Here is a 21,373-nt window from a genome sequence, read left to right as displayed (position 1 = left end):
AGAGCGCCGGACGTTTCAGCGCAGTGGCAAGGTATCGAGCATGTATCGCGCCCTCACACGCGACATCGAGGTGGTGGTAGAGCCGTTTTATCTGGAGGAGCAATCCGATCCGGACGACGATCGTTATGTCTGGGGATATCGCATCGTCATCTCCAACCATTCGAAGAAAGCCGTCAAGCTGGTGACGCGCTATTGGCACATTACCGACATGAACGGCATCGTGGACGAGGTAACGGGACCCGGCGTGGTCGGCGAGCAGCCGCACCTGAAGCCCGGCGATACCTATGAATATTCCTCGGGCTGCCCGCTGGACACGCCGTCAGGCATGATGTTCGGCCATTACCAGATGGAAACGGACGACGGGGAGCAATTTCATGTCAAGATCCCCGCCTTCTCCCTCGATACACCAAACCTGCTGCGCACGCTGAACTGAGCCGCTCCACGTGCAGCGTCAAGCTGCTTCTATTTCCGACACTTCGAAACGATAGGTCGTCGAGCAGAACTCGCAGGTCATGGCGATTTCGCCATTGTCCTGGCTTGCCTCGATCTCTTCGGCCGTGAAGCCCTTCAGCACACCCTTCAGCTTATCGCGCGAGCACGAACAGCGATCGAAAACCGCCTTCGGCTCGTAAACGCGCACGCCGCGCTCGTGGAAGAGGCGATAGAGGAGCCGCTCGGTGCCGACCTGCGGATCCGTCAACTCGTCGGCATCGATGGTTTCCACCAGGCTGCGCGCTTCCGCCCAGGCATCGTCCTCGACGTGGTCGCGCATGCCGGTATCGCCATCACCGCCATGCAGGTCCGGCTGGCGCATGCGCTCAGGCGCTTCGGGCAGAAACTGCGCAATCAGGCCGCCGGCGCGCCAACGGTGACGCGGCTTGCCGTCGCTATCGCGATCGAAGAGTTCGGCGGCACCCAGGCGCACGCGTGTCGGGATCTGTTCAGACTGGCGGAAGTAGGTGCCGGCAATCTCCTCCAGCGAGGCGCCATCAAGCGCGACAATGCCCTGATAAGGCTGGCTGAAGCGGCCCTGATCGATGGTGAAGGCGAGCACGCCCTTGCCCAGCAGCTGCTCAGGCTCGGTTCTGCCTTCCGCAACTGCCTTGGCCAGCGCCTCTTCGTCGAAACGCGCGTAGGCCCGAACGTTTTCCGGCGTTGAGAAATCGGCAACCAGAAGGTCGACGGGACCGTCGCCCTTGGTCTGCACGGTGAACTTGCCTTCGAATTTCAGCGACGTGCCGAGCAGGACGGTCAGGACGATGGCTTCGGCGAGCAGCCGCGCGACCGGCGCCGGATAGTCGTGCCGGGCAAGGATCGCGTCCAGCAGCGGACCAAGTTGCACGGCACGGCCGCGCACATCCAGACCTTCCACCTGGAAGGGGACAACGTGATCGTCACCGGCGAAATCGAACTGACCCAGCGAGGCGGCATTTTCTGCCATTAGCTTACTCCTGCAGCATGACGCCGAAAAGTGAGAGCGGTTTTCGGGCGCCGTCATGCTCTATTCTTTGATTCTAGACCGGATTCAGGTCGTAGGTCGCTTCGACCTAGGACCATCCGGCTCTAGGGCCCGCGCCCTTGAGACGCGGCTTGATATCTTCAGATCGCGCCCAGGCACCAAGCAAGAATCGACTTTTGCGCATGAAGGCGGTTTTCCGCCTCATCGAAGACAACGGATTGCGGGCCATCGATCACCTCGTCCGTCACTTCCTCCCCGCGATGGGCGGGCAGGCAATGCATGAACAAAGCGTCTTTGCCGGCCTGTGCCATCAAAGCCTTGTTGACCTGATAGGGCTGGAAGACGTTGTGACCGCGTGCCCGGTGCTCCTGATTCATGGAAACCCAGGTATCGGTTACCACGCAATCGGCGCCGGCGACCGCACGGTCTGCATCATGCGAGAGCATGATTTCGGCGCCCTCGTTGCGGGCCCAGTTCAGATAGTGATCCTTCGGCTCGGAACCAAGGGGTACCGCCATATTCATGCGATAGCCGAAGCGTGCCGCACCTTCGATCAGCGAATGCAGCACGTTGTTGCCGTCGCCCGTCCAGGCGAGCGTCTTGCCCTTGATCGGGCCGCGATGCTCTTCGAAGGTCATGATATCAGCCATGATCTGGCAAGGATGCGTATCGTCGGTCAGCGCATTGATGACCGGAACCGTCGCATGTTCCGCCAACTCCAGCAGGCGCGAATGATCCGTCGTGCGGATCATGATCGCGTCGACATAGCGCGACAGCACCTTCGCCGTATCGCCTATCGTTTCGGCGCGACCAAGCTGCATCTCGGTACCCGAGAGGAACAGCGTTTCGCCGCCGAGCTGGCGCATGCCGACGTCGAAGGAAACACGAGTTCGGGTGGACGGCTTCTCGAAGATCATCGCCAGCATCTTGCCGGCCAGCGGCTTGTCGGCCGTGCCGGCCTTCTGCGCGCTCTTTCGCACGATCGCGTCATCGATGATATTGCGCAGATCGGCAGCCGGAACGGCAGAGAGATCGAGAAAGTGTTTCGGAGAAGCCATGTCCTTACCTGTGCTCCAGAAAAAACAATAACGCCCGCGTGGGGCACGCATAAGCCCTTAAATCGGCATCGATTTATGGAAAGCTTATGCGATTCCTAAATGTTACTGCGTCCTTGCGCGTCGCCTCGACGCGCGGCGCAGTAATCGCCCCAAATGCGGGCGGTAAGCTTAAGCCGATTTTTTGACGCGGGCAGCGCGCGCACGCTCGGCGGCTCGCTCCAGGCGAGCAAGACCTTCGCGTGCTTCTTCGGCTGTAACGACCAGCGGCGGCAGCAGGCGGATGACGTTGTCGCCGGCCGGAACGCCGAGCAGATGCTCGGCACGGATTGCCTGCAGCAGCTCTCCCTGCGGAATGGCCGCCTTGATGCCGAGCATCAGGCCTTCACCGCGAACGTCCTCGATGATATCGGGAAAGCGGTCCTTGAGCGAGGCGAGCCCCTGGCGGAACACCAGGGCCACATCGCGCACATGCTGCAGGAAGCCTTCGGCAAGCACGATATCGAGAACCGCATTGCCGACCGCCATGGCAAGCGGATTGCCGCCATAGGTCGAGCCATGCGTTCCCGCCTTCATGCCTGAGGCGGCTTCCGCCGTCGCAAGGCAGGCGCCGAGCGGGAAACCGCCGCCGATGCCCTTGGCGACAGCCATGATATCCGGCTTGATCCCGGCCCATTCATAGGCGAAGAGCTTGCCCGTGCGGCCGACGCCGCACTGTACTTCGTCGAGGATCAAAAGCAGGCCGTGCTCGTCGCAGATCTCACGCAGTCCGCGCAGGAACTCGTTGGTCGCGGGACGAATGCCGCCCTCGCCCTGAACTGGTTCAATGAGGATTCCAGCCGTCGCATCCGTAATGGCGGCACGCACGGCATCGAGATCGCCGAACGGCACCTGATCGAAACCCGGCGCCTTCGGACCGAAGCCTTCGATATACTTCTCCTGGCCACCGGCGGCGATCGTCGCGATGGTGCGGCCGTGGAAGGCGCCTTCGAAGGTGATGATATGGAACTTTTCGGGATGCCCCTTGGCAAACTGATAGCGCCGCGCCGTCTTGATGGCGCATTCCAGCGCCTCCGCGCCCGAATTGGTGAAGAACACCTTGTCGGCGAATGTCACTTCCGTCAGACGCTTCGACAGCTTTTCCTGGCCCGGTACTTCATACAGGTTGGACAGGTGCCAGACCTTGTCGGCCTGCGCCTTCAATTCGGCGACCAGATGAGGATGGGCGTGACCCAGCGAATTGACCGCCACGCCGGCTGCGAAATCGAGATAGCGCTCGCCGTTTTCGGTAACCAGCCAGACGCCCTCGCCTCGCTCGAACCGCAGCGGAGCGCGCAGGTAGGTGTCGTAAAGCGGCGTGGTCTCGGCCATGGCCATGTCTCCTGATCACAACTTTAAGGACCGATCGCTTCCATTTGATGAAGCGGGCCCGAAAAAATCAAAAATGCCGCCTTGCGGCGGCCTGGGCACTATTGATGTTTTGCACCGCGATGTCAACAAAACTGCCGTTTTAGCAGGTGCGAGAAAGCGCTTACCGGCAAAAGAGACGGCTTCGGTGCCCCTATTGCAGAAATGCCACGCCGGGGCAGCAAGTTGGGGAAAACCTCGAAATCGATTCCTCAAGATTCCCGCGACTCTTGTCACGGAGTCAGCCTCACACTAGGTTAAAAAGCAATTGCTAGACTGCATGCGGCGGAACTAGTCACCACAATTTTAGAGCGTTTCGCGCCTCGTTCCCATGCGAGGCAATGGTGAGGGATTCTGCCATCGGAAACGCGACAGCGGAGACAGGGCATGAATTGGACAGACGAACGCGTCGAGAAGCTGAAAAAGCTATGGTCCGAAGGGTTGAGCGCCAGCCAGATCGCTGCGCAGCTCGGTGGCGTGAGCCGTAATGCCGTTATCGGCAAGGTACATCGCCTGAACCTTCCCGGCCGAGCGAAGGCCGGCGGCACGGCAACCGCGACGCGCACGCCGAAGCGCAGTGCTGCAGCACCCCGCGCCACGAGCTACGGATCGCGCGTTGCAACACGGACGGTCGTCACCCGCCAGCAGGGCGCAACCATGCTGAAGGAAGAGATCGAGGTCGATTCCGTCAACGAAATCCAGTATCGCCCGGCTGCGAACGTCGTCGTTCCGATCTCCCGCCGCCTCGGCCTGACGGAGCTGACGGAGCGCACCTGCAAATGGCCGGTCGGCGATCCGCTGAAGGACGATTTCCACTTCTGCGGCAATGACAGCCCGGATTCGTCGCCCTACTGCACCTATCATCAGCGCATGGCCTACCAGCCAGTGCATGACCGCCGGCGCAACAACGGCTGAAAGTGACAGCAAGACAAAGAGCAACGGGCCCCTCGAGGCCCGTTTTTCTATTTCCGCCGCTCCTGCATAATTCCTTAAACCGGAATCGATTTAAGGGAAAATTATGCAGCATTTCAAGATGTTACAGCGACCTTAACGCGTCTTGAAAGACGCGTGGAGCTGTAATGTTGATACCCGAGCGGCAAGCCGCTCAGGCTTCCATGGAATAGCCCGCGCCGCGAACGGTACGGATGACATCCTGCATATTGGAGAAATTGAGCGCCTTGCGCAGGCGGCCGACATGGACGTCGACCGTGCGTTCGTCGACATAGATATCGTGACCCCAGACGCCGTCGAGCAGCTGCGAGCGCGAGAAGACGCGGCCGGGCGAGGACATCAGGAATTCCAGCAGGCGGAATTCCGTCGGCCCCAGCCGCACTTCGCGGCTCTTGCGGTGAACGCGATGAGTTTCGCGATCGAGCTCGATATCGCCGCAACGCAGCACCGTGGAGAGCACCTCCGGACGGGCACGCCGCAGCATCGCCTTGACGCGGGCCATCAGCTCCGGCGTCGAGAACGGCTTGACGACATAGTCGTCCGCGCCGGTCGAAAGCCCGCGCACGCGCTCGCTTTCCTCGCCGCGGGCCGTCAGCATGATGATCGGCAGGCGCTCCGTCTCCGGCCGCATGCGCAGCCGGCGGCAGAGCTCTATGCCCGATACGCCGGGGAGCATCCAGTCGAGGATCAGGAGATCGGGGATGCGCTCCTGGAGACGCAGCTCAGCCTCATCGCCTCTTAGGATCGTGTCGACCTCGAAGCCTTCGGCCTCAAGATTGTAGCGCAGCAGAACGCTGAGCGCTTCCTCGTCTTCTACAACAGCAACTCTCGGAACCATGCGCTTATGGTCTCCTTTCTTCACTTCCAGATTATTCCGTCACCGCGCCGACGGTATTGGCGGTATCATCCTTCGGACGCTCGCCTTCGGGCTGAGCGCCGGTCGCCATGTAATAGATCGTCTCGGCGATGTTGGTGGCATGGTCGCCGATGCGCTCGATGTTCTTGGCGCAGAAGAGAAGATGCGTGCAGGTGGTGATGTTGCGCGGATCTTCCATCATGTAGGTCAGCATCTCGCGGAAGAGCGAGGTGTACATGGCGTCGATTTCCTCGTCGCGCTCACGGATCGATACGGCCTTGTCGGGCGAACGGGTGGCGTAGACATCCAGAACTTCCTTGAGCTGGCTCAGTGCCAGTTCGGAAAGGTGTTCGATGCCGCGGGCGAGACGGCGCGGAACGCCGGTGCCCTGCACGGCGATGACGCGCTTGGCGGTGTTCTTGCCGAGATCGCCGACGCGCTCCAGATCGGAAGCGATGCGGATCGATCCCATGATTTCACGAAGGTCGGCTGCCATCGGCTGACGGCGGGCGATGGTGACGATCGCCTTGTCGCCGACTTCGCGCTCGGCATGGTCGAGAACGACGTCGTCGGAGATGACCTTCTGCGCAAGGGCAGCATCGCTTTGGACCAATGCGCGTACGCTGTCGCTGACCATCTGCTCGGCCAGGCCGCCCATTTCCGCAATACGGCGCGTCAGGAACTTCAGGTCTTCGTCATAGGCAGAGAGAATGTGTGTGGAGACCATTTTTCTATCCTCAAGGTGAACTGTGTGAAAGGGGCCGCGCGCTTGATATCATCAACCAAAACGGCCCATGATGTAATCCTGCGTGCGGTAATCGTCGGGATTGGTGAACATTTTATCGGTGTCGTTCTCCTCGACCAGATGGCCGAGATGAAACATTGCGGTGCGCTGCGAAACGCGGGCGGCCTGCTGCATGGAATGCGTCACGATGACGATCGTGAAGTTTTCCCGCAGCTCGTGAATGAGATCCTCGACCTTCGCCGTTGCGATCGGATCGAGCGCCGAGCACGGCTCGTCCATCAAGATGACTTCCGGACTGACGGCAACGGCGCGCGCAATGCACAGACGCTGCTGCTGACCGCCCGACAGGCTGGTGCCAGCATCATGAAGCCTGTCCTTGACCTCGCCCCACAGGCCCGCCTTCTGCAGGCTGGTCTCGACGATATGATCGAGATCGGCCTTGGAGCGATGCAGGCCATGGATGCGCGGCCCGTAGGCGACGTTTTCGTAGATCGACTTCGGAAACGGGTTGGGCTTCTGGAAGACCATGCCGACGCGGGCGCGCAATTCCACGACATCGATGCTGTTGTCGTAGACGTCCTGATCGTCGAGCGTGATCTTGCCGGTGACGCGGCACGTGTCGATCGTATCGTTCATGCGGTTGAGGCAGCGCAGGAAGGTGGATTTGCCGCAGCCGGAAGGGCCGATGAGGGCCGTCACCGTATTGGCGCGAATCTTCAGGTTGACGTCGAAGAGCGCGCGCTTGTCCCCGTAGAAGACCGAAACGTCCTGGCCGATCATCTTGTAGGGGATCGTGGTCATCTTCTTGGCCAAGGCTCTTTCGCTTGCCGCTTCGCTCATCATGTTCATTTCTCGGCCCTCCCTTACCAGCGCCGCTCGAAGCGGCGGCGCAGCAGGATGGCGCCGATGTTCATCGCGACGAGGAAGAAAAGCAGGACGATGATGGCGCCGGACGTCCTTTCGACGAAGGCACGCTCGGCTTCGCTCGCCCACATGTAGATCTGCACCGGCAGCGCCGTCGAGGGATCGAGGGGCGATGTCGGATAGTTGGCGACGAAGGCGACCATGCCGATCAAGAGCAGCGGCGCCGTCTCCCCGAGAGCATGAGCAAGCCCGAGTATGGTGCCCGTCAGGATGCCCGGCATGGCGAGCGGCAGGACATGATGGAAGACCACCTGCATGCGCGATGCGCCGAGGCCGAGCGCGGCGCTGCGGATGGACGGCGGCACGCCGCGCAGCGCAGAGCGCGTCGCGATGATGATCATCGGCAGCGTCATCAGGCTCAGCACCAGCCCACCGACGAGTGACGCCGAACGCGGCAGCCCCATCATGTTGATGAAGACCGAGAGGCCCAGCAGGCCGTAGACGATGGAAGGCACGGCTGCGAGGTTGTTGATATTGACCTCGATCAGATCCGTCAGCCGGTTCTTCGGCGCGAACTCTTCCAGATAGATCGAGGCGGCAACACCAACCGGCAAGGCAAGCGCGAGCACGGTCAGCATGAGGTAGAGCGAGCCGATCAGCGCGACGCCGAGGCCGGATGCTTCCGGGCGGCTGGAATTGCCGGCCACAAAGAGACCGGTATTGAACGCCTTATAAAGCACGCCGCTTTCGCTGAGTTGCTTCATCCAGGCAATCTGCCAGTCGGATATCTTGCGATCCTTCTCGTCGACGGTGAGGTCGATCTGGCCCTTGTTGGCGGAATCGATATTGGCGCTGGCAAGGAAGGTGACGTTCTGCGTCGTCCCTATGATCGAGGGATTGGCGACGACCCTGTCGCGCAACGCGATCCTGGCGCTATCCGATACCATCGCCGTCGCCTCTCGGACGAGCGCGCGATTGGTGGAATCGATGCTCAGGGCTTTCACCAGCGCGTCCCGCACCAGCACAAGGTAATTGGCAGCGATCAGCACCTTCGGATCCGTGGCCCGCTTGGCCGTGGGGTCGATCACCTCCTCGGTGAATTCGATCGGCAGAGTGATCGATGTCTGAACAAAGGCGCTGTAGCCGGTGCGCACCACGGTCGCGACCAGGATGGCAAGGAAGACGAGGCCGAAGATAACGGCCGTGACGCCATAGGCGCGGAAGCGGCGCTCGGCGGCATAGCGCCGCTTGATGCCGATATCACGCCGCGCCGGGGCGCCTAGCGTGAGGCCCCGCGGCATATTCGACATTGGGGAGGATACGACGCCGCTCATTCGTATTGCTCCCTATAGCGGCGGACGATGTAGAGAGCGTAGACATTGAGGCACAGCGTCAGGCAGAACAGCGTAATGCCGAGTGCAAAGGCGACGAGCGTCTGCGGCGAGGTGAACTCCAGATCGCCTGTCAGCTGATTGACGATCTTCACGGTCACGGTCGTCATCGGCTCGAAGGGATCGAGCTGCATGCGGGCGGCGACGCCGGCAGCCAGGACCACGATCATCGTTTCGCCGATCGCGCGAGACGCGGTCATCAAGAGGGCGCCGACAATGCCCGGAAGCGCTGCCGGCAGCAGGACGCGCTTGACCGTTTCGGAACGCGTGGCGCCAAGCCCGAGCGAGCCGTCGCGCAGCGACCGCGGCACGGCCATGATGATATCGTCCGACAGCGAGGAGACGTAAGGGATGAGCATGACGCCCATGACGAAGCCTGCCGTTATCACGCTCTGAGCCTCGATGAAGCTTCTGTAATCTCCCGTCAACAGACCATCGATCTCGGCCGAGATGTCCCTGAGGAAGGGACCGACGGTGACAAGGGCGAAGAAGCCGTAGACGATCGTGGGAATGCCGGCCAGAACCTCCAGCATCGGCTTGGCGATGGAGCGGACTCTCGCCGACGCATATTCGGCCATATAGATCGCGGCGAACAGGCCGATGGGTACGGCAAAGAGCATGGCAACGAAGCCGATATAGATCGTTCCCGCCAGCAGCGGTATCAGGCCGAAGGTGCCCGAGGTCTGCGAGCCGGCGCCGGTGAAGCGCGGATCCCAGACGGTTCCGAAAAAGAATTCCCTGGCGGGCACCATGCCGAAGAAGCGCGCCGCTTCCGAAAGCATCGAAACGACAATCCCGCCCGTCGTCAGAACGGCAATGGAGGAGGCAACGATCAGTGCGCCGAGAATGACCTGCTCGACACGGTTGCGGGCGCGGAAACGCGGAGCGATAACGCGCAGGCCATAGAGCGCGCAAAGCAGCGACAAGAGGATCGCCACTGCGGACATCACCATGCGGCTGATTTCGCGCATGCCGTTGTATTTGTTGGCGGCATCGATCATGTAGCCGGTGGGACGGATGGCGAGCGGCACGCCCTTCTGCGCCAGCAGCAATTGCAGGTCGGCCGTGCCGCCGGCAACTTCTCCAAGCTCCTGGCTCTCCAGCAGGCGCATACCGCGGGCGATGCTGCGCACCATGCCGTAGCTGAGATTGAGCTCCGCCTGCGGCAGAGACTTTACCTCCTCCGGAAAGGATTTGGTCACCAGGCGATCGATGACGATGGGACTGGCGATCAACCAGGCGCAGACGAGCGCTAAGGGCGGAAGTACCGCCCATATGGCGGCATAGGCGCCGTGATAGCCGAGCCGGGAATGCATGGACCATGGCCTGCCGCCCGATAGCGCAGCCGCCCTCACCCGCCCCAGCACAAAAGCGGAGGCGCCGATGACCGACAGGCACAGCAGCAGCAGCGATACACTCATTCCCATTCCCCGGCCCATTCCCCGGCGAACGCCGGCGCAGCGAAAAGCCACGCTGGTGCTCGATCCTTACGCACTCACATGATCTTTCCGCCCGAGAAATCCTTACGTATCTGGTCGCGCTCAGCATCCGGCGCAGGCACGAGGCCGTATTCCGCCAGCGGGCCGTCCGGTCCGATCATCTGATCGCTCGTGAAGAAATCGACATATTCCTTGAGGCCCGGGATGACTCCCAAATGAGCCTTCTTGACATAGAAGAACAACGGCCGCGACACAGGATAGGTGCCGTCGGCGATCGTCTGCCCCGAGGGCACGATGCCGCCGACGGTGGCGACCCTAAGCTTGTCGGCATTGTTCTGGAAAAAATAGAGGCCGAAAACGCCGATGCCATGCTTGTTGGCATTGATGCGGGCCAGTGTTTCCGGATAGTCGCCGTCGATATCGACCGCAACGCCATCCTTGCGCACCGCGATGCATTTTTTGGCCTGCTGGTCGGCATCCTTGACCGCGGCCTTGATCACATCGGCCGCACCGGAAGCCTTGCAGCCGGCAGCAAGCACCTTTTCCTCGAAGACTTCGCGCGTGCCGTGCTTCTCGCCCGGAATATAGGCCGCGATCTCGAAGTCCGGCAGCGACGGGTTGATCTGCGACCATTTTTTGTAAGGATTGGCAACCAGCTTGCCGTCGACGACGACCTCGGCAGCGAGCGCCTTGTAAAGATCGACCGGCTCGAACCTGATATCCGGATTGCTCTTGTCGAAGGCGAAGACGATGCCGTCATAACCGATCTTGATCTGCTGGATATCTGCAACGCCGGCGGCCTTGCAGGCTCGAACTTCGCTGTCCTTGATCGGCCGCGACGAATTGGCGATATCGATGGAATCCGTTCCGACACCCTTGCAGAATTCCTTCAGGCCGGCCCCGGAGCCACCGGACTCCACAATGGGAGTCTTGAAATTGGTAAAAGTCTCGCCAAAGGATTCGGCGACGATCTTGGCATACGGAAATACCGTAGACGAGCCGGCGATCTGGATTTGATCGCGCGCCATGGCAGCACCTGAAAAGGCGGCCGACGCAACCAGCGCAAGAATGGATAATTTCAAAGCATTCATAATGAATCCCCTAATGAGCTTTGAAGAGCGCCGCGGCGGACGCCACATCCACCTTTTCAGCCATCCATTCTTACCGGCGAAAACACCGCCCTTTTATGTCAGGCGAGTGAAACAATTATGACAGTCCATCTAACTGAAATTGTTTGGATAAATGCGACCGGAAATAGAGGTTTCACAGAGGCATTCAGAAACGGACGGTAAAGTCGGTTCCCTTCCCCACTTCCGACTTGACGATCAATCTGGCGCGGTGGCGGGTGAGAATGTGCTTGACGATGGCAAGCCCGAGACCCGTGCCTTTCTTGGAGCGGCTGTCCTCAACGTTTACGCGATAGAAGCGCTCGGTCAGACGCGGCACATGTTCTGCGGGAATCCCTGGCCCCTTGTCGGAGACGACGACCTCGACGGCCTGGCCGGCATCGCTTTGGAGGGATACGTCCACCGACTTGCCTTCCTGACCATATTTGCAGGCGTTCTCGATCAGGTTTTCGAAGACCTGCACCAGCTCGTCGCGATCGCCCAATACCTCGACCTTGCCGGGCGGCAGATGCAGGTTGATCGAGACGTCGAGATCTCCGGCAAGGGGAAGCAGCGAATCGCGCACATGGCCGAGCAGCGGCACCAGATCCACCTTCTGATCCGGCGCGATATGCGATTTCAGCTCCAGCCTGGACAGCGACAGCAGGTCGTCGACTAGCCGGCTCATGCGTGTCGTCTGGTCGAGCATGATCCCGAGGAAGCGCTGCTGCGCCTTCGGGTCCGATTTGGCAGGTCCCTGGATCGTCTCGATGAAGCCCCGCAGCGACGCGAGCGGCGTGCGTAATTCATGGCTGGCATTGGCGACGAAATCGGAGCGCATGCGATCGATGTGGCGCAGCTCGGATATGTCTCGGAAGGAGAGCAGGAAAAGCGCTTCCGCCTGCGCACCCGTCTCCGGCACGTCGATGGGCGCGATGCGGACAACGTAGACCCGCTCCGAGGGCAGTCGCTCGGAATGCTCGATCTGGTTCGGCGTGTTGGTCGCGATGGTTTCGCGCACCATGTCGAGCAGAGCCGGCGAACGCAGCTTCGAAGAAATATGGGCGCCGATCGGAAACGCGCCGAAGGCTTTTTCGACGGCGGCATTCTGCAGCAGCACGGATGCCTCACGGTCGATGATCAGCGCCGGCATATCGAGCGCCGCCAAGCCTGAGAAAACGGTATGCAACAATGCCTGCGGATCGACCGGCGCCGGTTCGGCCTGGGACGGCATCACCACGCGCTCCACCAGCGGCGGGCGCAGCAGCGCGACGATCACGACGATGATCCAGATCCAGACGACGGCACCGGTATTGATGCCTTCAATGAGCGCAAATATGGCGATGAGCGTCGCCAAGACGAGGATGGCAACCTCCTGCCGCAGCCGCGCCGCCAACTTCCTGACAAATGACCATTCGTCTTCCAAATGCGCCCGTCCCTTCGCCTACCATCATGGAATGCTGGATTCCGCGTCTTAGACGTGATTCATGACAGAAGTATTCGGCTCCATCCACAGAAGCCGGTAACTGACCATAATAAATGTAGCCGGCAAAAGAGGAAGTGGGCAAAGGGCTTGAAACTATTGGATAAAAGCGCCAACTTCCCCGAAGAGCTTTTTTGCCGCGGCCGAGCGGCAGGATTAACGAAGTGTAAACGACCGAGGAGCCGACAGATGGGAGAGGAAGCGGAAAGCCGCGCGGTGGAACTGGATATCCATGGCACAAAGCGCCTGTTCGATGTCGACGATCCCGTTCTGCCAAGCTGGATCGATGACCAGGCGCTGACATCAGGCGACTATCCCTACAAGAAGAAGCTCAAGGAAGAAGAATATCTGGAGGAGCTGAAGGCGCTGCAGATCGAGCTCATCAAGGTGCAGTTCTGGCTGCAGGCGACCGGCAAGCGGGTGATGGCGCTGTTCGAAGGGCGCGATGCCGCCGGCAAGGGCGGATCGATCGCTGCGACCTCAGCACATATGAACCCTCGCCTGGCGCGCGTCGTGGCACTGACCAAGCCAACGGATCGCGAGGCCGGCCAATGGTATTTCCAGCGCTATGTCGCCCAGTTCCCGACGGCGGGCGAATTCGTGCTGTTCGACCGCTCATGGTACAACCGCGCCGGCGTCGAACCGGTCATGGGTTTCTGCACACCGCAGCAATACGAGCAGTTCCTGAAGCAGGCACCCCGCATGGAAAAGCTCATCGTCCAGGACGGCATACATTTCTTCAAATTCTATCTCGATATCGGCCGGGAGATGCAGCTGAAGCGCTTCCACGACCGGCGTCATGATCCGCGTGCCGTGTGGAAGCTTTCCTCCATGGATATCGCCGCCCTGCCGAAATGGAAGGATTACGGCGAAAAGCGCGATCGCATGCTGGAGGAAACGCATACCGATCACGCGCCCTGGACCGTCATCCGCGCCAACGACAAGCGGCGGGCGCGCCTGAACCTCATCCGTCACATTCTGCTGACGCTCGACTATGACGGCAAGGACAAGAAAGCCATCGGCGAGATCGACGACAAGATCCTCGGCATGGGAGCAAGCTTTTTCAAATAGGCGAGAGCTATCCGACTCGAAGCTTACTGCCCGGGCAGAACGCGGATGGCATAGACATTGACGCCACGAGTCTTGCCGTCGACATCGCTGTTGATGACGAGGCGGCCGGGACTGGTCGGCGCCAGCGAGCGATCGAACTGGATCTGGAAAAGCGCATCCGTTTTCTGGCGGCTGACGGTGAAGCGATGACGTCCGCAGCGGCCGAGCGAGCCGAAATCGCATTCCACGGTGATCTGCGTCGGCGCATCCGAGGTGGACTGCAGTGTCAATGCGATCGTCGATGCCTTGCCTGCCATCTGCTGCAGCACATTGACGGGCACTTCGACCGTGGCATTGCCGTCCGAACCGCTGCTGAGCGAGGTCAGCCGCACGGCCGGTCCCTCATTCTCCGAGACATTCTCCGCCTTCGACTGCTGGCCGGTCGTAACCTTCTGGGCGTCCGTCGGCTTCAGGACTTCGACCCATTCGTCGGAGAAGCTGTTCTGCGGGTCGATGGTCGCCAGTCCAGGATTGACGGGACCGCTGTTATCGTCCTCCTCGGACGTATCGTCATCGCTGCTGTTGCCGCTGAAATCCTGCGAATCGACATGCGCCGGCGGGTTGCGCACGCTTGTATCCCTCTGCGCGGCGGACATGAACACGCCCGATGTCTTGATCCACCAGGCACCGACGCCAAGGAAGGCGAGCAGGATGCAGAAGATCAGCAGGCGCGAGAAAAATTTGCGCGGCTTGCGGCGCACGGCCGCCCGCTCCGGCTTGAAATTCATCGATCGGGTCCGAGCTGGCGCATCAGCCACGGAGTGCGTGTCGCTATCTGCACCGAGATGATCGGCCGGACCGGCGCGCATGTCGCCGAAATCGCTCTCACGCGCCGCTGATGCCACCGACATCGGCTCGGCGGCCTGAGGCGCACGCGCCGAAGGCGGCGGGTCGCGGGTTTCACCGCGCACGCTCATGACGGGATCCGGCCGCTGCACGGTTTCCACCTCATGTGCGGCGGGGGAAACATGCGGGGCGTCGAGCTGCGGCGAAACTGGCACCTCCTGTGCCGGGCGGGTGCGCTCCTCGGCCTCGATCTGCCGGATCGTCGCCTCCAGCCGCTGACGCTGGGCGGAGACAACGTCGATATCGGTAATGTCCTGCTTGCGAAGACCGGCTTCCAGCGCCTGCCGTGCCGATTGATAGATACGAGCCCGGATTTCCGGATTGGCGCGATCGGACCGCTCCAACGCGCTTCTGATAGCCGTTTCTAATCCGCTCACATCAGGTCCTTTACTCTTACTCGCGGCATACTCGCATACTCCACGAGCAAGACAGCCATACTTTTATCATTCGTTAACCGGATTCGGTAACGCCCCATCCGGCAATACGCAAGCCTCCGGCTGACGCTGCGGGCACTCGGGCGGGGGATAAAGGGCAAAGACGACGCAAATGGGGTGGAGGGAGGCAGTAGGCAACGGGCAATAGGCAGTAGGCAGTAGGCAGTAGGCAGTAGGCAGAGCGAAAAACCTCCATCGCGGATGCGGTCAATCATTACCTATTGCCTATTGCCTATTGCCTATTCGCTACTGCCTCCATCTTCCCCTCACGATCCACATCTGCTATCTCTTTGACGTTTTCGTAAACGTCAAATATCGGATGATGTTCATGGCCCTTCCCTCCATCCTGACCGAACGTCTGCGCCTGCCGGTTGTGGCTTCGCCTCTCTTCATCATCTCGCACCCGGCGCTGACGCTGGCGCAATGCAAGGCTGGTGTGGTCGGCTCCTTTCCGGCACTCAATGCGCGCCCGGAAAGTCAGCTCGACGAGTGGCTGGCGATGATCACCGAGGATCTTGCCGCATACAGTGCCGCAAATCCGGAGCGACCGGCAGCTCCATTTGCCGTCAATCAGATCGTCCATACGTCGAACAGGCGCCTGGAGCACGATCTGATGCTCTGCGTGAAATACAAGGTGCCGATCGTCATTTCCTCGCTCGGCGCCGTGCCCGAGGTGAATGCGGCCGTGCATTCCTATGGCGGCATCGTGCTGCACGACATCATCAACAACCGGCATGCGAACTCGGCCATCCGCAAGGGCGCGGACGGGCTGATCGCCGTGGCAGCGGGTGCCGGCGGCCATGCCGGCCAGCTTTCGCCCTTCGCGCTCGTGCAGGAGATCCGCGAATGGTTCGACGGGCCGCTGCTGCTTGCCGGCGCCATCGCCACGGGGGGCGCGATCCTGGCGGCGCAGGCGGCCGGCGCCGACCTCGCCTATATCGGCTCGCCCTTCATCGCGACGGAAGAGGCTCGCGCGGCGGACGCCTACAAGCAGGCGATCGTCGAGGGCACCGCCGCCGACATCGTCTATTCCAACTATTTCACCGGCGTTCACGGCAATTATCTGAAGCCCTCGATCCGCGCCGCCGGCCTGGATCCCGACAACCTGCCCGAAGCGGACCCTTCGAAAATGGATTTCGAAGCCGCCACCACCGGCGTGAAGGCCTGGAAGGATATCTGGGGCTCCGGCCAGGGCATCGGCGCCGTCAAATCCATCCAGCCAGTTCCAGCGCTCGTCGACAGATTGGAAGCGGAATACCGGCAGGCGCGCGTCCGGCTGTCGCTTTGAGCAACGCCGAAAAGCGGTTCTTTTTTCACAAGCGTCTCGCTTTTTTGCCAATTGGCAATTTGAGCGCTTGAAATCTGACCGCATAGACTGTATCAGCGCCATGCAAATCGCGGGGCCGAACCGAATGCTCCGCAGAATGCCGCTTTAGCTCAGTCGGTAGAGCACATCATTCGTAATGATGGGGTCACGTGTTCGAGTCACGTAAGCGGCACCATTTGTTTCCAAACACTGAGCATGAATGAGCCGAGCTGCCGTTCCTTGGCGCCTCTTCGCTCTATGTTCGTGGCTGCAATATCGCAGTCCGAAGCGCCCTATTCAGGGATCGAATGCAATCCAGAACAAAATGGATTGCATTCGAGTTTCGAAAGTGTGAGCTGATGATGGCTGAACCGGAGACCTCAATGAAGCTCATGAACGCAATCGCCGTTACCGCCTATCTGGCAGCTGCTGGAACGGCGCTGGCAACGCCTGCAGAGAAGCCAATGCATCTGCTCTGCAAGGGTGACGGCGATGCTGACGTATCCGTTCACCTGAACTCCAAAAAGCAGTTCGGCCACATCCTCAGTTGTGTCAGCGGCCCGTTTATCTCCGACATGACGCCTTGTGCGCCCAATGGCGGATACGGTCTGTCAGCATCCACCGGATCAGCGGCTCTCGTCGGCGTCGTCATGCGCCCGCAGGAATATCAACGCCACCTTGGCGGTGTCACCGCGTTCAACCGGCAGGGAGAGGACGTGACCTTCATGGGAGGTTTCATGGGCTCGAACGGCTTGCAAACGTCCTGGACTTTGAAGCTTGATCCCGAAGGCAATGCGGTCGTTCGCGACAAGGAAGGTTCAACACCCTATAAATGCAAGCCTTATACACCCCAGTAACTTCAAATGAGCCATTTTGAAATCAGCGCGCGGCCAACCACTATGGCCCCTTCGACCTAAGCCTGACCGTCTCGCTGCCGGCGGATAGAGCGGCTTTATGGCGATGCGTTGAATGCAGGCGATTAATACAACCAAAGATTCAGATTTCGATGGTTCTGTGCATCCCGGGACAAGGCTCGGGGGATGCACCATGAAAATTGCCGTTGGCGTAGCGACGTGCGGTCGCAAGGCGATTCTCGCCGCAATGATCGACAGACTGGCCGCACAGGCACGCAAGCCGGATCACCTCTTCCTGTGCCCGACCAAGGACGGCGATATCGACATGGCGCGCTTGAGCTCCGCGCCGTTTCCAGTGACGGTCCTCTCCTCGCCGCAGGGAAGCTGCCCACAGCGCAATGCGATTATCGATGCGGCTGTCGGCATCGATGTGGTCGTCTTCTTCGATGACGATTTCTTCCCGGCAACAAACTATCTTGCCGAAGCGGAAGCCCTGTTCGAGGCGGATGAAGAGATCGTAGTGGCGACCGGCGAGGTCGTCCGTGATGGCATCCTCGGGCCGGGCCTGACTGCGAAGGAAGCGGACGAAGCGCTCGCAGCCGATGCCACGCCCTTTCCGGCGCCGGTGATCGAGGACACGCATAACGCCTATGGCTGCAACATGATCTTCCGCCGGAAGGCGATGCTCGCAAATGGTATCTATTTCGACGAGGATTTGCCGCTCTACGCCTGGCAGGAAGACGTGGATCTCTGCCGGCGGCTTCGTCCTTTCGGCAAGATCGTCAAGTTCAATCGCCTGCGCGGCGTCCATCTCGGCGTCAAGGCCGGGCGCACATCGGGCCTGCGCTTTGGTTATTCTCAGGTTGCCAATCCGCTCTATCTCGTCAAGAAGCGTTCCGTCTCGCTCAAATGGGCGCTCAAGCTGATGGGCGGCAACGTCGCCTCAAACCTCGCCGGCTCCCTCAATCCGCCGCCCTATATCGACCGCCGCGGCCGTCTGCAGGGCAATCTCATCGCCTTCGGCCATCTGTTGAGCGGATCGCTGGACCCGAAGCATATCAACCGGATGTGAGGCCGCGCAGCATTCGCCGCACGGCCAAAACCGAAGTTCGGCGTTTGGATCGCCCCGTTCCGTGATAGAGATTGAAACCGGCCGCATCATCGGCGGCGTCCATCGTTCTTCATTTCCTATCGTCTATCGTTTCAAGGACATTATCATGATCCACGTTCTCGCCATCCTCACCGCGAAGCCCGGCAAGCGCGCCGAGGTGCTTGACATCTTCCAGGCGAACGTTCCGGCCGTTCACGCCGAAGACGGCTGCATCGAATATACCGCCGTCGTCGATGTCGAAGGAGCAGATCCTGCCTTCGGACCCGATACGTTCGTCGTGGTCGAGAAATGGGAAAGCATGGAGGCGCTGAAAGCCCATGCGGCGTCCGCGCATATGGCCGCTTACGGCGAGAAGGTGAGCCATTTGATGGCCGATCGCGCCGTTCACGTTCTGACCCCGGCTTGAGCCGGCCAAAGCCTGGCAAGCCGGTAGTAATCTCCTCAAAGAGCGGCGCCGAAAGGCGCCGTTTTGCCATCGGCCGGCTCGTCAGTTGTGCGAGAAGTGCGGCTGGCTGTAATACCGCCAATGTCTGCCGCCGCCATGCCAGCCGTAATAGCCGCCATGACGGTATCCATCTCCACCGTACCAGCCGTGATGGTGGTGGTGGTGAAAGCCGCCGAAACCGCCAAACAGACCGAACGAGTAAAGTGGCTGATAACCGCCATAATAGGGTTCATCATAACCGTAATAGGGCCGGTAGTAATACGGACGGTAATACGGGCGATAGTAATGGCGAGGATAATAGTAGTGACTATAAACCATCACTCGGTGGTGATGGTGGTGCCAATAATGGTGGTGACGACGCGCCTCGGCGTGGGTTGCAGGCAGCGCGAGGATGCCTAGCGCTATGAGCGCTGTTGCCAGAATTTTCATTTCCAGCCTCCTTGAATGCCGGACGCAAACGCGACTCGGATCATTCGCGTCGTCCGGACCAGTAAGTAAACGCAGCCGAGCCTTTGATGGTTCCACTTTGGGGTGGCCGCAGGCACTTTCGCGGTGCGTTTTATCGCGCCGCGACGTTAACGGTCCAGGACGGGAGGCAAGGTCAATCGCGCCGGCTGTCGAAAACGGCGCTCAAGGCGCCGTTTTCGCATCTATCCGCGACTGTCAGTTATGCGAGAAATGCGGCCGGCTGTGCCAGCGATGATGGCGTGAGCCATGCCGCCAGCCGTAATGGTGATGCCAGCCGTGATGAGGGCGGTAATAGTGGCGGCGGTGGTGATGATGCTTCACGACAGGCCGATGATGGTGCCAGCGGTGATGATGATCACGCGCTTCCGCGTAAGTAGCGGGTAAAGCGAGAATACCAAATGCGATAAGCGCCGTTGCAAGAATTTTCATCTAATGGTCTCCTTGGGTGCCGAACGTGCCCCCCGGCTATGTACGCCCGGACTAACCTATCTGAACGCGAAAATGGCGCAATAGTTCCGCTAGCTTCGGGAGGGCAGGCGCTTTCGCGGCGTCACCATATCGCCGATCAATTCGCGAACCGCCTGCTGGATCAGCCGGCAGGCTTCGACCGAAGCTTTGCGGCCATTATGAGCGAGATGGTAGGAGAGCGGCAAAAGCTCATCCGGATCGACGATGCGCACCTTGTCGGCAATCGGTAAGGCACTGACGCGGCCGAGGAACGAGACATAGCCGTGGTTGGCGACGAGATCGACGATGACAGGCAGCGAGTCGGCCGAGGTGATATCGCGACCGCGAAACCGGCGGCGATCGCGGCTGTCATAGCCGAAAGCAGTCGCGGCATTGCCGATGCCGGTGCGTGGGCTCGGCACGCAGAGCGGATGGTTTTCCATGAGCGCGGCAAAGGTCTGCTCAGTGCTATCAGGCGGCGCAATCGCCACCATGTCCGTCGCGACAAGCTCCATATGTTCGAAAGCGTCGAGGCCGAAGACGGAATCGACGATGGCGACGTCGATGCGGCCGGACCGGAGCGCTTCGCGCAGATCGTCGGCCGTCATCAGCATGAGCGACAGCATGTTGCTGTTACCGCCGATGTTCCAGCGCGACACCAGGCTTGCAAGCGAGCGCGCCACCCAACTCTCTGAACCTGTGGGAATGATCGATCCGATGCGGACCGCACGCGCAGTGCGCTGGAAGCGCTCGTCCGCCGCCGCTTTCATCTCGTCCCAGGCCTGTGCGATCGCGGCGAGAATGGCGTGAACCTCCTGCCCCGCTTCCGTCAGCACCGAGCCCTGTGCCTGCCGCTCGAACAGGCGGCAGCCGAACAACTCCTCCAGATTGGCGATCTGCAAGGAAAGCTGCGGCTGGCCGAGACGCAGGCGTCGTGCGGCGCGATTGATGCTGCCCTGATCGGCGACTTCGAGAAAACGTTCGATGGTGGCGATCTTCAACGGCAGCCGCGCGGCCCACTGGTCATAATCCGCCGGCGCCGGCGGCTCTTTCATCAGGACTGAAAGCCGGCGGATGCTGCCGAGAATAGGCTGCAGCCCCTTCTGCACCTTCGAGCTCGCCAACAGGGTCGCAAGCTCGCCGGATGCCCGCTCGACCAGCTTCATGGCAAGCTCGGTCTCGAGCCGGCGCAGCGCACCGGAGACGGTCGACGCTGAAAAGGACAGACGCCGCGCAGTTTCCCTCACGGAGCCAATGGAGAATACCATATCGGCTACGAACAAAGCACCGAGATACAAATCCCATCCCCTTATCCGCAGCACGCATCCTGGCTCGGCCGCAAGAAGATCAACGATATCCCGACGATATGATGTGTTCTTGAAAAAAGATATCCCTAAGCCGAAAAGCGACAGCTATCGTTTCCTGGTCGCCTCACTGATCCAGCCGCAAAAATGAGATCGGAACAGCGCCAAACGGGTAAGGGGAACAAAAACAAACGCACTTGCCCCCGAAAAAAGAAATCCAATTTCGCGCGAATGTCGAGTACGCTCGTCATAATCGCGCGACTGCAACGGGAATCGGGCGACATCGATTTTT

21 protein-coding genes and 1 tRNA gene are annotated in these 21,373 nt (G+C 60.5%); 8 read left to right on the top strand and 14 right to left on the bottom strand.

Annotated features, from left to right (window positions below; translation table 11 throughout):
• Window positions 1-40: 40 nt before the first annotated feature.
• On the top strand, window positions 41-433 hold the full coding sequence (apaG, locus tag DQ393_RS21560; protein WP_069611387.1) for a Co2+/Mg2+ efflux protein ApaG: 393 nt from the start codon (window positions 41-43) through the stop codon (window positions 431-433).
• 18 nt (window positions 434-451) lie between these two features.
• On the opposite strand, the gene DQ393_RS21555 is transcribed toward apaG, so the two are convergent.
• The 3 genes from DQ393_RS21555 to DQ393_RS21545 all read right to left on the bottom strand — a co-directional run bounded on the left by DQ393_RS21555 (window position 452) and on the right by DQ393_RS21545 (window position 3,885).
• Window positions 452-1,441, bottom strand: coding sequence for an Hsp33 family molecular chaperone (locus DQ393_RS21555; protein WP_112343744.1), 990 nt, complete (start codon window positions 1,439-1,441; stop codon window positions 452-454).
• Between the two features lie 158 nt (window positions 1,442-1,599).
• Complete coding sequence (gene argF, locus DQ393_RS21550; RefSeq protein WP_069611241.1) at window positions 1,600-2,517, bottom strand: ornithine carbamoyltransferase; 918 nt, start codon at window positions 2,515-2,517, stop codon at window positions 1,600-1,602.
• A gap of 168 nt (window positions 2,518-2,685) precedes the next feature.
• Entirely contained in the window at window positions 2,686-3,885 is a 1,200-nt protein-coding gene (locus DQ393_RS21545) for an aspartate aminotransferase family protein (protein WP_112343743.1), read from the bottom strand.
• Between the two features lie 423 nt (window positions 3,886-4,308).
• Between DQ393_RS21545 and DQ393_RS21535 the strand changes: the two genes are divergently transcribed.
• Window positions 4,309-4,836, top strand: coding sequence for a GcrA family cell cycle regulator (locus DQ393_RS21535; protein ID WP_112343741.1), 528 nt, complete (start codon window positions 4,309-4,311; stop codon window positions 4,834-4,836).
• Between the two features lie 190 nt (window positions 4,837-5,026).
• Here the strand turns inward: DQ393_RS21535 and phoB are convergent, their stop codons facing one another.
• From phoB to phoR, 7 genes are all read right to left on the bottom strand, one after another.
• On the bottom strand, window positions 5,027-5,710 hold the full coding sequence (gene phoB / locus DQ393_RS21530; RefSeq protein ID WP_004128368.1) for a phosphate regulon transcriptional regulator PhoB: 684 nt from the start codon (window positions 5,708-5,710) through the stop codon (window positions 5,027-5,029).
• Between the two features lie 31 nt (window positions 5,711-5,741).
• Entirely contained in the window at window positions 5,742-6,455 is a 714-nt protein-coding gene (gene phoU / locus DQ393_RS21525) for a phosphate signaling complex protein PhoU (RefSeq protein ID WP_112343740.1), read from the bottom strand.
• A gap of 51 nt (window positions 6,456-6,506) precedes the next feature.
• Entirely contained in the window at window positions 6,507-7,322 is an 816-nt protein-coding gene (gene pstB / locus DQ393_RS21520) for a phosphate ABC transporter ATP-binding protein PstB (RefSeq protein ID WP_112343739.1), read from the bottom strand.
• Between the two features lie 14 nt (window positions 7,323-7,336).
• A complete protein-coding gene (gene pstA / locus DQ393_RS21515) occupies window positions 7,337-8,671 on the bottom strand; it encodes a phosphate ABC transporter permease PstA (RefSeq protein WP_112343738.1) in 1,335 nt (444 codons plus the stop codon).
• The gene (pstC, locus tag DQ393_RS21510; protein ID WP_112343737.1) at window positions 8,668-10,149 is read right to left on the bottom strand and encodes a phosphate ABC transporter permease subunit PstC; all 1,482 of its coding nucleotides are present in this window, start codon (window positions 10,147-10,149) and stop codon (window positions 8,668-8,670) included. The genes pstA and pstC overlap by 4 nt, the downstream gene beginning before the upstream one ends.
• Window positions 10,150-10,223: 74 nt before the next feature.
• Window positions 10,224-11,258: a substrate-binding domain-containing protein gene (locus DQ393_RS21505; protein WP_112343736.1), complete on the bottom strand. Its 1,035-nt coding sequence runs from the start codon at window positions 11,256-11,258 to the stop codon at window positions 10,224-10,226.
• A gap of 184 nt (window positions 11,259-11,442) precedes the next feature.
• Window positions 11,443-12,699 carry a phosphate regulon sensor histidine kinase PhoR gene (gene phoR, locus DQ393_RS21500; RefSeq protein WP_112343735.1) on the bottom strand — a complete coding sequence of 419 codons (1,257 nt, stop codon included), beginning with the start codon at window positions 12,697-12,699 and terminating at the stop codon, window positions 11,443-11,445.
• 246 nt (window positions 12,700-12,945) lie between these two features.
• Between phoR and ppk2 the strand changes: the two genes are divergently transcribed.
• Window positions 12,946-13,827 (top strand): polyphosphate kinase 2, encoded by an 882-nt coding sequence (ppk2, locus tag DQ393_RS21495; protein ID WP_112343734.1) that lies wholly within the window; start codon window positions 12,946-12,948, stop codon window positions 13,825-13,827.
• A 23-nt stretch (window positions 13,828-13,850) separates the two neighbouring features.
• Here the strand turns inward: ppk2 and DQ393_RS21490 are convergent, their stop codons facing one another.
• Window positions 13,851-15,089 carry a hypothetical protein gene (locus DQ393_RS21490; protein ID WP_112343733.1) on the bottom strand — a complete coding sequence of 413 codons (1,239 nt, stop codon included), beginning with the start codon at window positions 15,087-15,089 and terminating at the stop codon, window positions 13,851-13,853.
• 385 nt (window positions 15,090-15,474) lie between these two features.
• Between DQ393_RS21490 and DQ393_RS21480 the strand changes: the two genes are divergently transcribed.
• From DQ393_RS21480 to DQ393_RS21460, 5 genes are all read left to right on the top strand, one after another.
• Window positions 15,475-16,434 (top strand): NAD(P)H-dependent flavin oxidoreductase, encoded by a 960-nt coding sequence (locus DQ393_RS21480; RefSeq protein ID WP_112343847.1) that lies wholly within the window; start codon window positions 15,475-15,477, stop codon window positions 16,432-16,434.
• 138 nt (window positions 16,435-16,572) lie between these two features.
• Window positions 16,573-16,648: transfer RNA gene (locus DQ393_RS21475), tRNA-Thr, on the top strand.
• Window positions 16,649-16,835: 187 nt separating this feature from the next.
• A complete protein-coding gene (locus DQ393_RS21470; RefSeq protein WP_112343731.1) occupies window positions 16,836-17,309 on the top strand; it encodes a hypothetical protein in 474 nt (157 codons plus the stop codon).
• A gap of 190 nt (window positions 17,310-17,499) precedes the next feature.
• Window positions 17,500-18,378, top strand: a complete 879-nt coding sequence (locus DQ393_RS21465) for a glycosyltransferase family 2 protein (RefSeq protein ID WP_112343730.1) — start codon at window positions 17,500-17,502, stop codon at window positions 18,376-18,378.
• A gap of 61 nt (window positions 18,379-18,439) precedes the next feature.
• Window positions 18,440-18,823 carry a putative quinol monooxygenase gene (locus tag DQ393_RS21460; RefSeq protein ID WP_245430419.1) on the top strand — a complete coding sequence of 128 codons (384 nt, stop codon included), beginning with the start codon at window positions 18,440-18,442 and terminating at the stop codon, window positions 18,821-18,823.
• Between the two features lie 81 nt (window positions 18,824-18,904).
• Here the strand turns inward: DQ393_RS21460 and DQ393_RS33505 are convergent, their stop codons facing one another.
• The 3 genes from DQ393_RS33505 to DQ393_RS21445 form a co-directional block, all read right to left on the bottom strand.
• Window positions 18,905-19,291: a hypothetical protein gene (locus DQ393_RS33505; RefSeq protein WP_181592400.1), complete on the bottom strand. Its 387-nt coding sequence runs from the start codon at window positions 19,289-19,291 to the stop codon at window positions 18,905-18,907.
• Window positions 19,292-19,525: 234 nt separating this feature from the next.
• The gene (locus DQ393_RS21450) at window positions 19,526-19,759 is read right to left on the bottom strand and encodes a hypothetical protein (protein ID WP_112343729.1); all 234 of its coding nucleotides are present in this window, start codon (window positions 19,757-19,759) and stop codon (window positions 19,526-19,528) included.
• 89 nt (window positions 19,760-19,848) lie between these two features.
• Entirely contained in the window at window positions 19,849-21,075 is a 1,227-nt protein-coding gene (locus DQ393_RS21445) for a LysR family transcriptional regulator (protein ID WP_112343728.1), read from the bottom strand.
• Window positions 21,076-21,373 lie beyond the last annotated feature (298 nt).

The sequence above is a fragment of the Martinezella tropici genome, from assembly GCF_003287875.1.
GTDB lineage: Bacteria > Pseudomonadota > Alphaproteobacteria > Rhizobiales > Rhizobiaceae > Rhizobium > Rhizobium tropici_C.
This window is presented reverse-complemented; position numbering and strand designations above follow the sequence as displayed.

Excerpts from the sequence above, each read along its gene's own strand:
- apaG (WP_069611387.1), top strand. The coding sequence starts at position 41 with ATGTATCGCGCCCTCACACGCGACATCGAGGTGGTGGTAGAGCCGTTT.
- DQ393_RS21555 (WP_112343744.1), bottom strand. The coding sequence starts at position 1,441 with ATGGCAGAAAATGCCGCCTCGCTGGGTCAGTTCGATTTCGCCGGTGAC.
- argF (WP_069611241.1), bottom strand. The coding sequence starts at position 2,517 with ATGGCTTCTCCGAAACACTTTCTCGATCTCTCTGCCGTTCCGGCTGCC.
- DQ393_RS21545 (WP_112343743.1), bottom strand. The coding sequence starts at position 3,885 with ATGGCCGAGACCACGCCGCTTTACGACACCTACCTGCGCGCTCCGCTG.
- DQ393_RS21535 (WP_112343741.1), top strand. The coding sequence starts at position 4,309 with ATGAATTGGACAGACGAACGCGTCGAGAAGCTGAAAAAGCTATGGTCC.
- phoB (WP_004128368.1), bottom strand. The coding sequence starts at position 5,710 with ATGGTTCCGAGAGTTGCTGTTGTAGAAGACGAGGAAGCGCTCAGCGTT.
- phoU (WP_112343740.1), bottom strand. The coding sequence starts at position 6,455 with ATGGTCTCCACACACATTCTCTCTGCCTATGACGAAGACCTGAAGTTC.
- pstB (WP_112343739.1), bottom strand. The coding sequence starts at position 7,322 with ATGAACATGATGAGCGAAGCGGCAAGCGAAAGAGCCTTGGCCAAGAAG.
- pstA (WP_112343738.1), bottom strand. The coding sequence starts at position 8,671 with ATGAGCGGCGTCGTATCCTCCCCAATGTCGAATATGCCGCGGGGCCTC.
- pstC (WP_112343737.1), bottom strand. The coding sequence starts at position 10,149 with ATGAGTGTATCGCTGCTGCTGCTGTGCCTGTCGGTCATCGGCGCCTCC.
- DQ393_RS21505 (WP_112343736.1), bottom strand. The coding sequence starts at position 11,258 with ATGAATGCTTTGAAATTATCCATTCTTGCGCTGGTTGCGTCGGCCGCC.
- ppk2 (WP_112343734.1), top strand. The coding sequence starts at position 12,946 with ATGGGAGAGGAAGCGGAAAGCCGCGCGGTGGAACTGGATATCCATGGC.
- DQ393_RS21480 (WP_112343847.1), top strand. The coding sequence starts at position 15,475 with ATGGCCCTTCCCTCCATCCTGACCGAACGTCTGCGCCTGCCGGTTGTG.
- DQ393_RS21470 (WP_112343731.1), top strand. The coding sequence starts at position 16,836 with ATGAAGCTCATGAACGCAATCGCCGTTACCGCCTATCTGGCAGCTGCT.
- DQ393_RS21465 (WP_112343730.1), top strand. The coding sequence starts at position 17,500 with ATGAAAATTGCCGTTGGCGTAGCGACGTGCGGTCGCAAGGCGATTCTC.
- DQ393_RS33505 (WP_181592400.1), bottom strand. The coding sequence starts at position 19,291 with ATGAAAATTCTGGCAACAGCGCTCATAGCGCTAGGCATCCTCGCGCTG.
- DQ393_RS21450 (WP_112343729.1), bottom strand. The coding sequence starts at position 19,759 with ATGAAAATTCTTGCAACGGCGCTTATCGCATTTGGTATTCTCGCTTTA.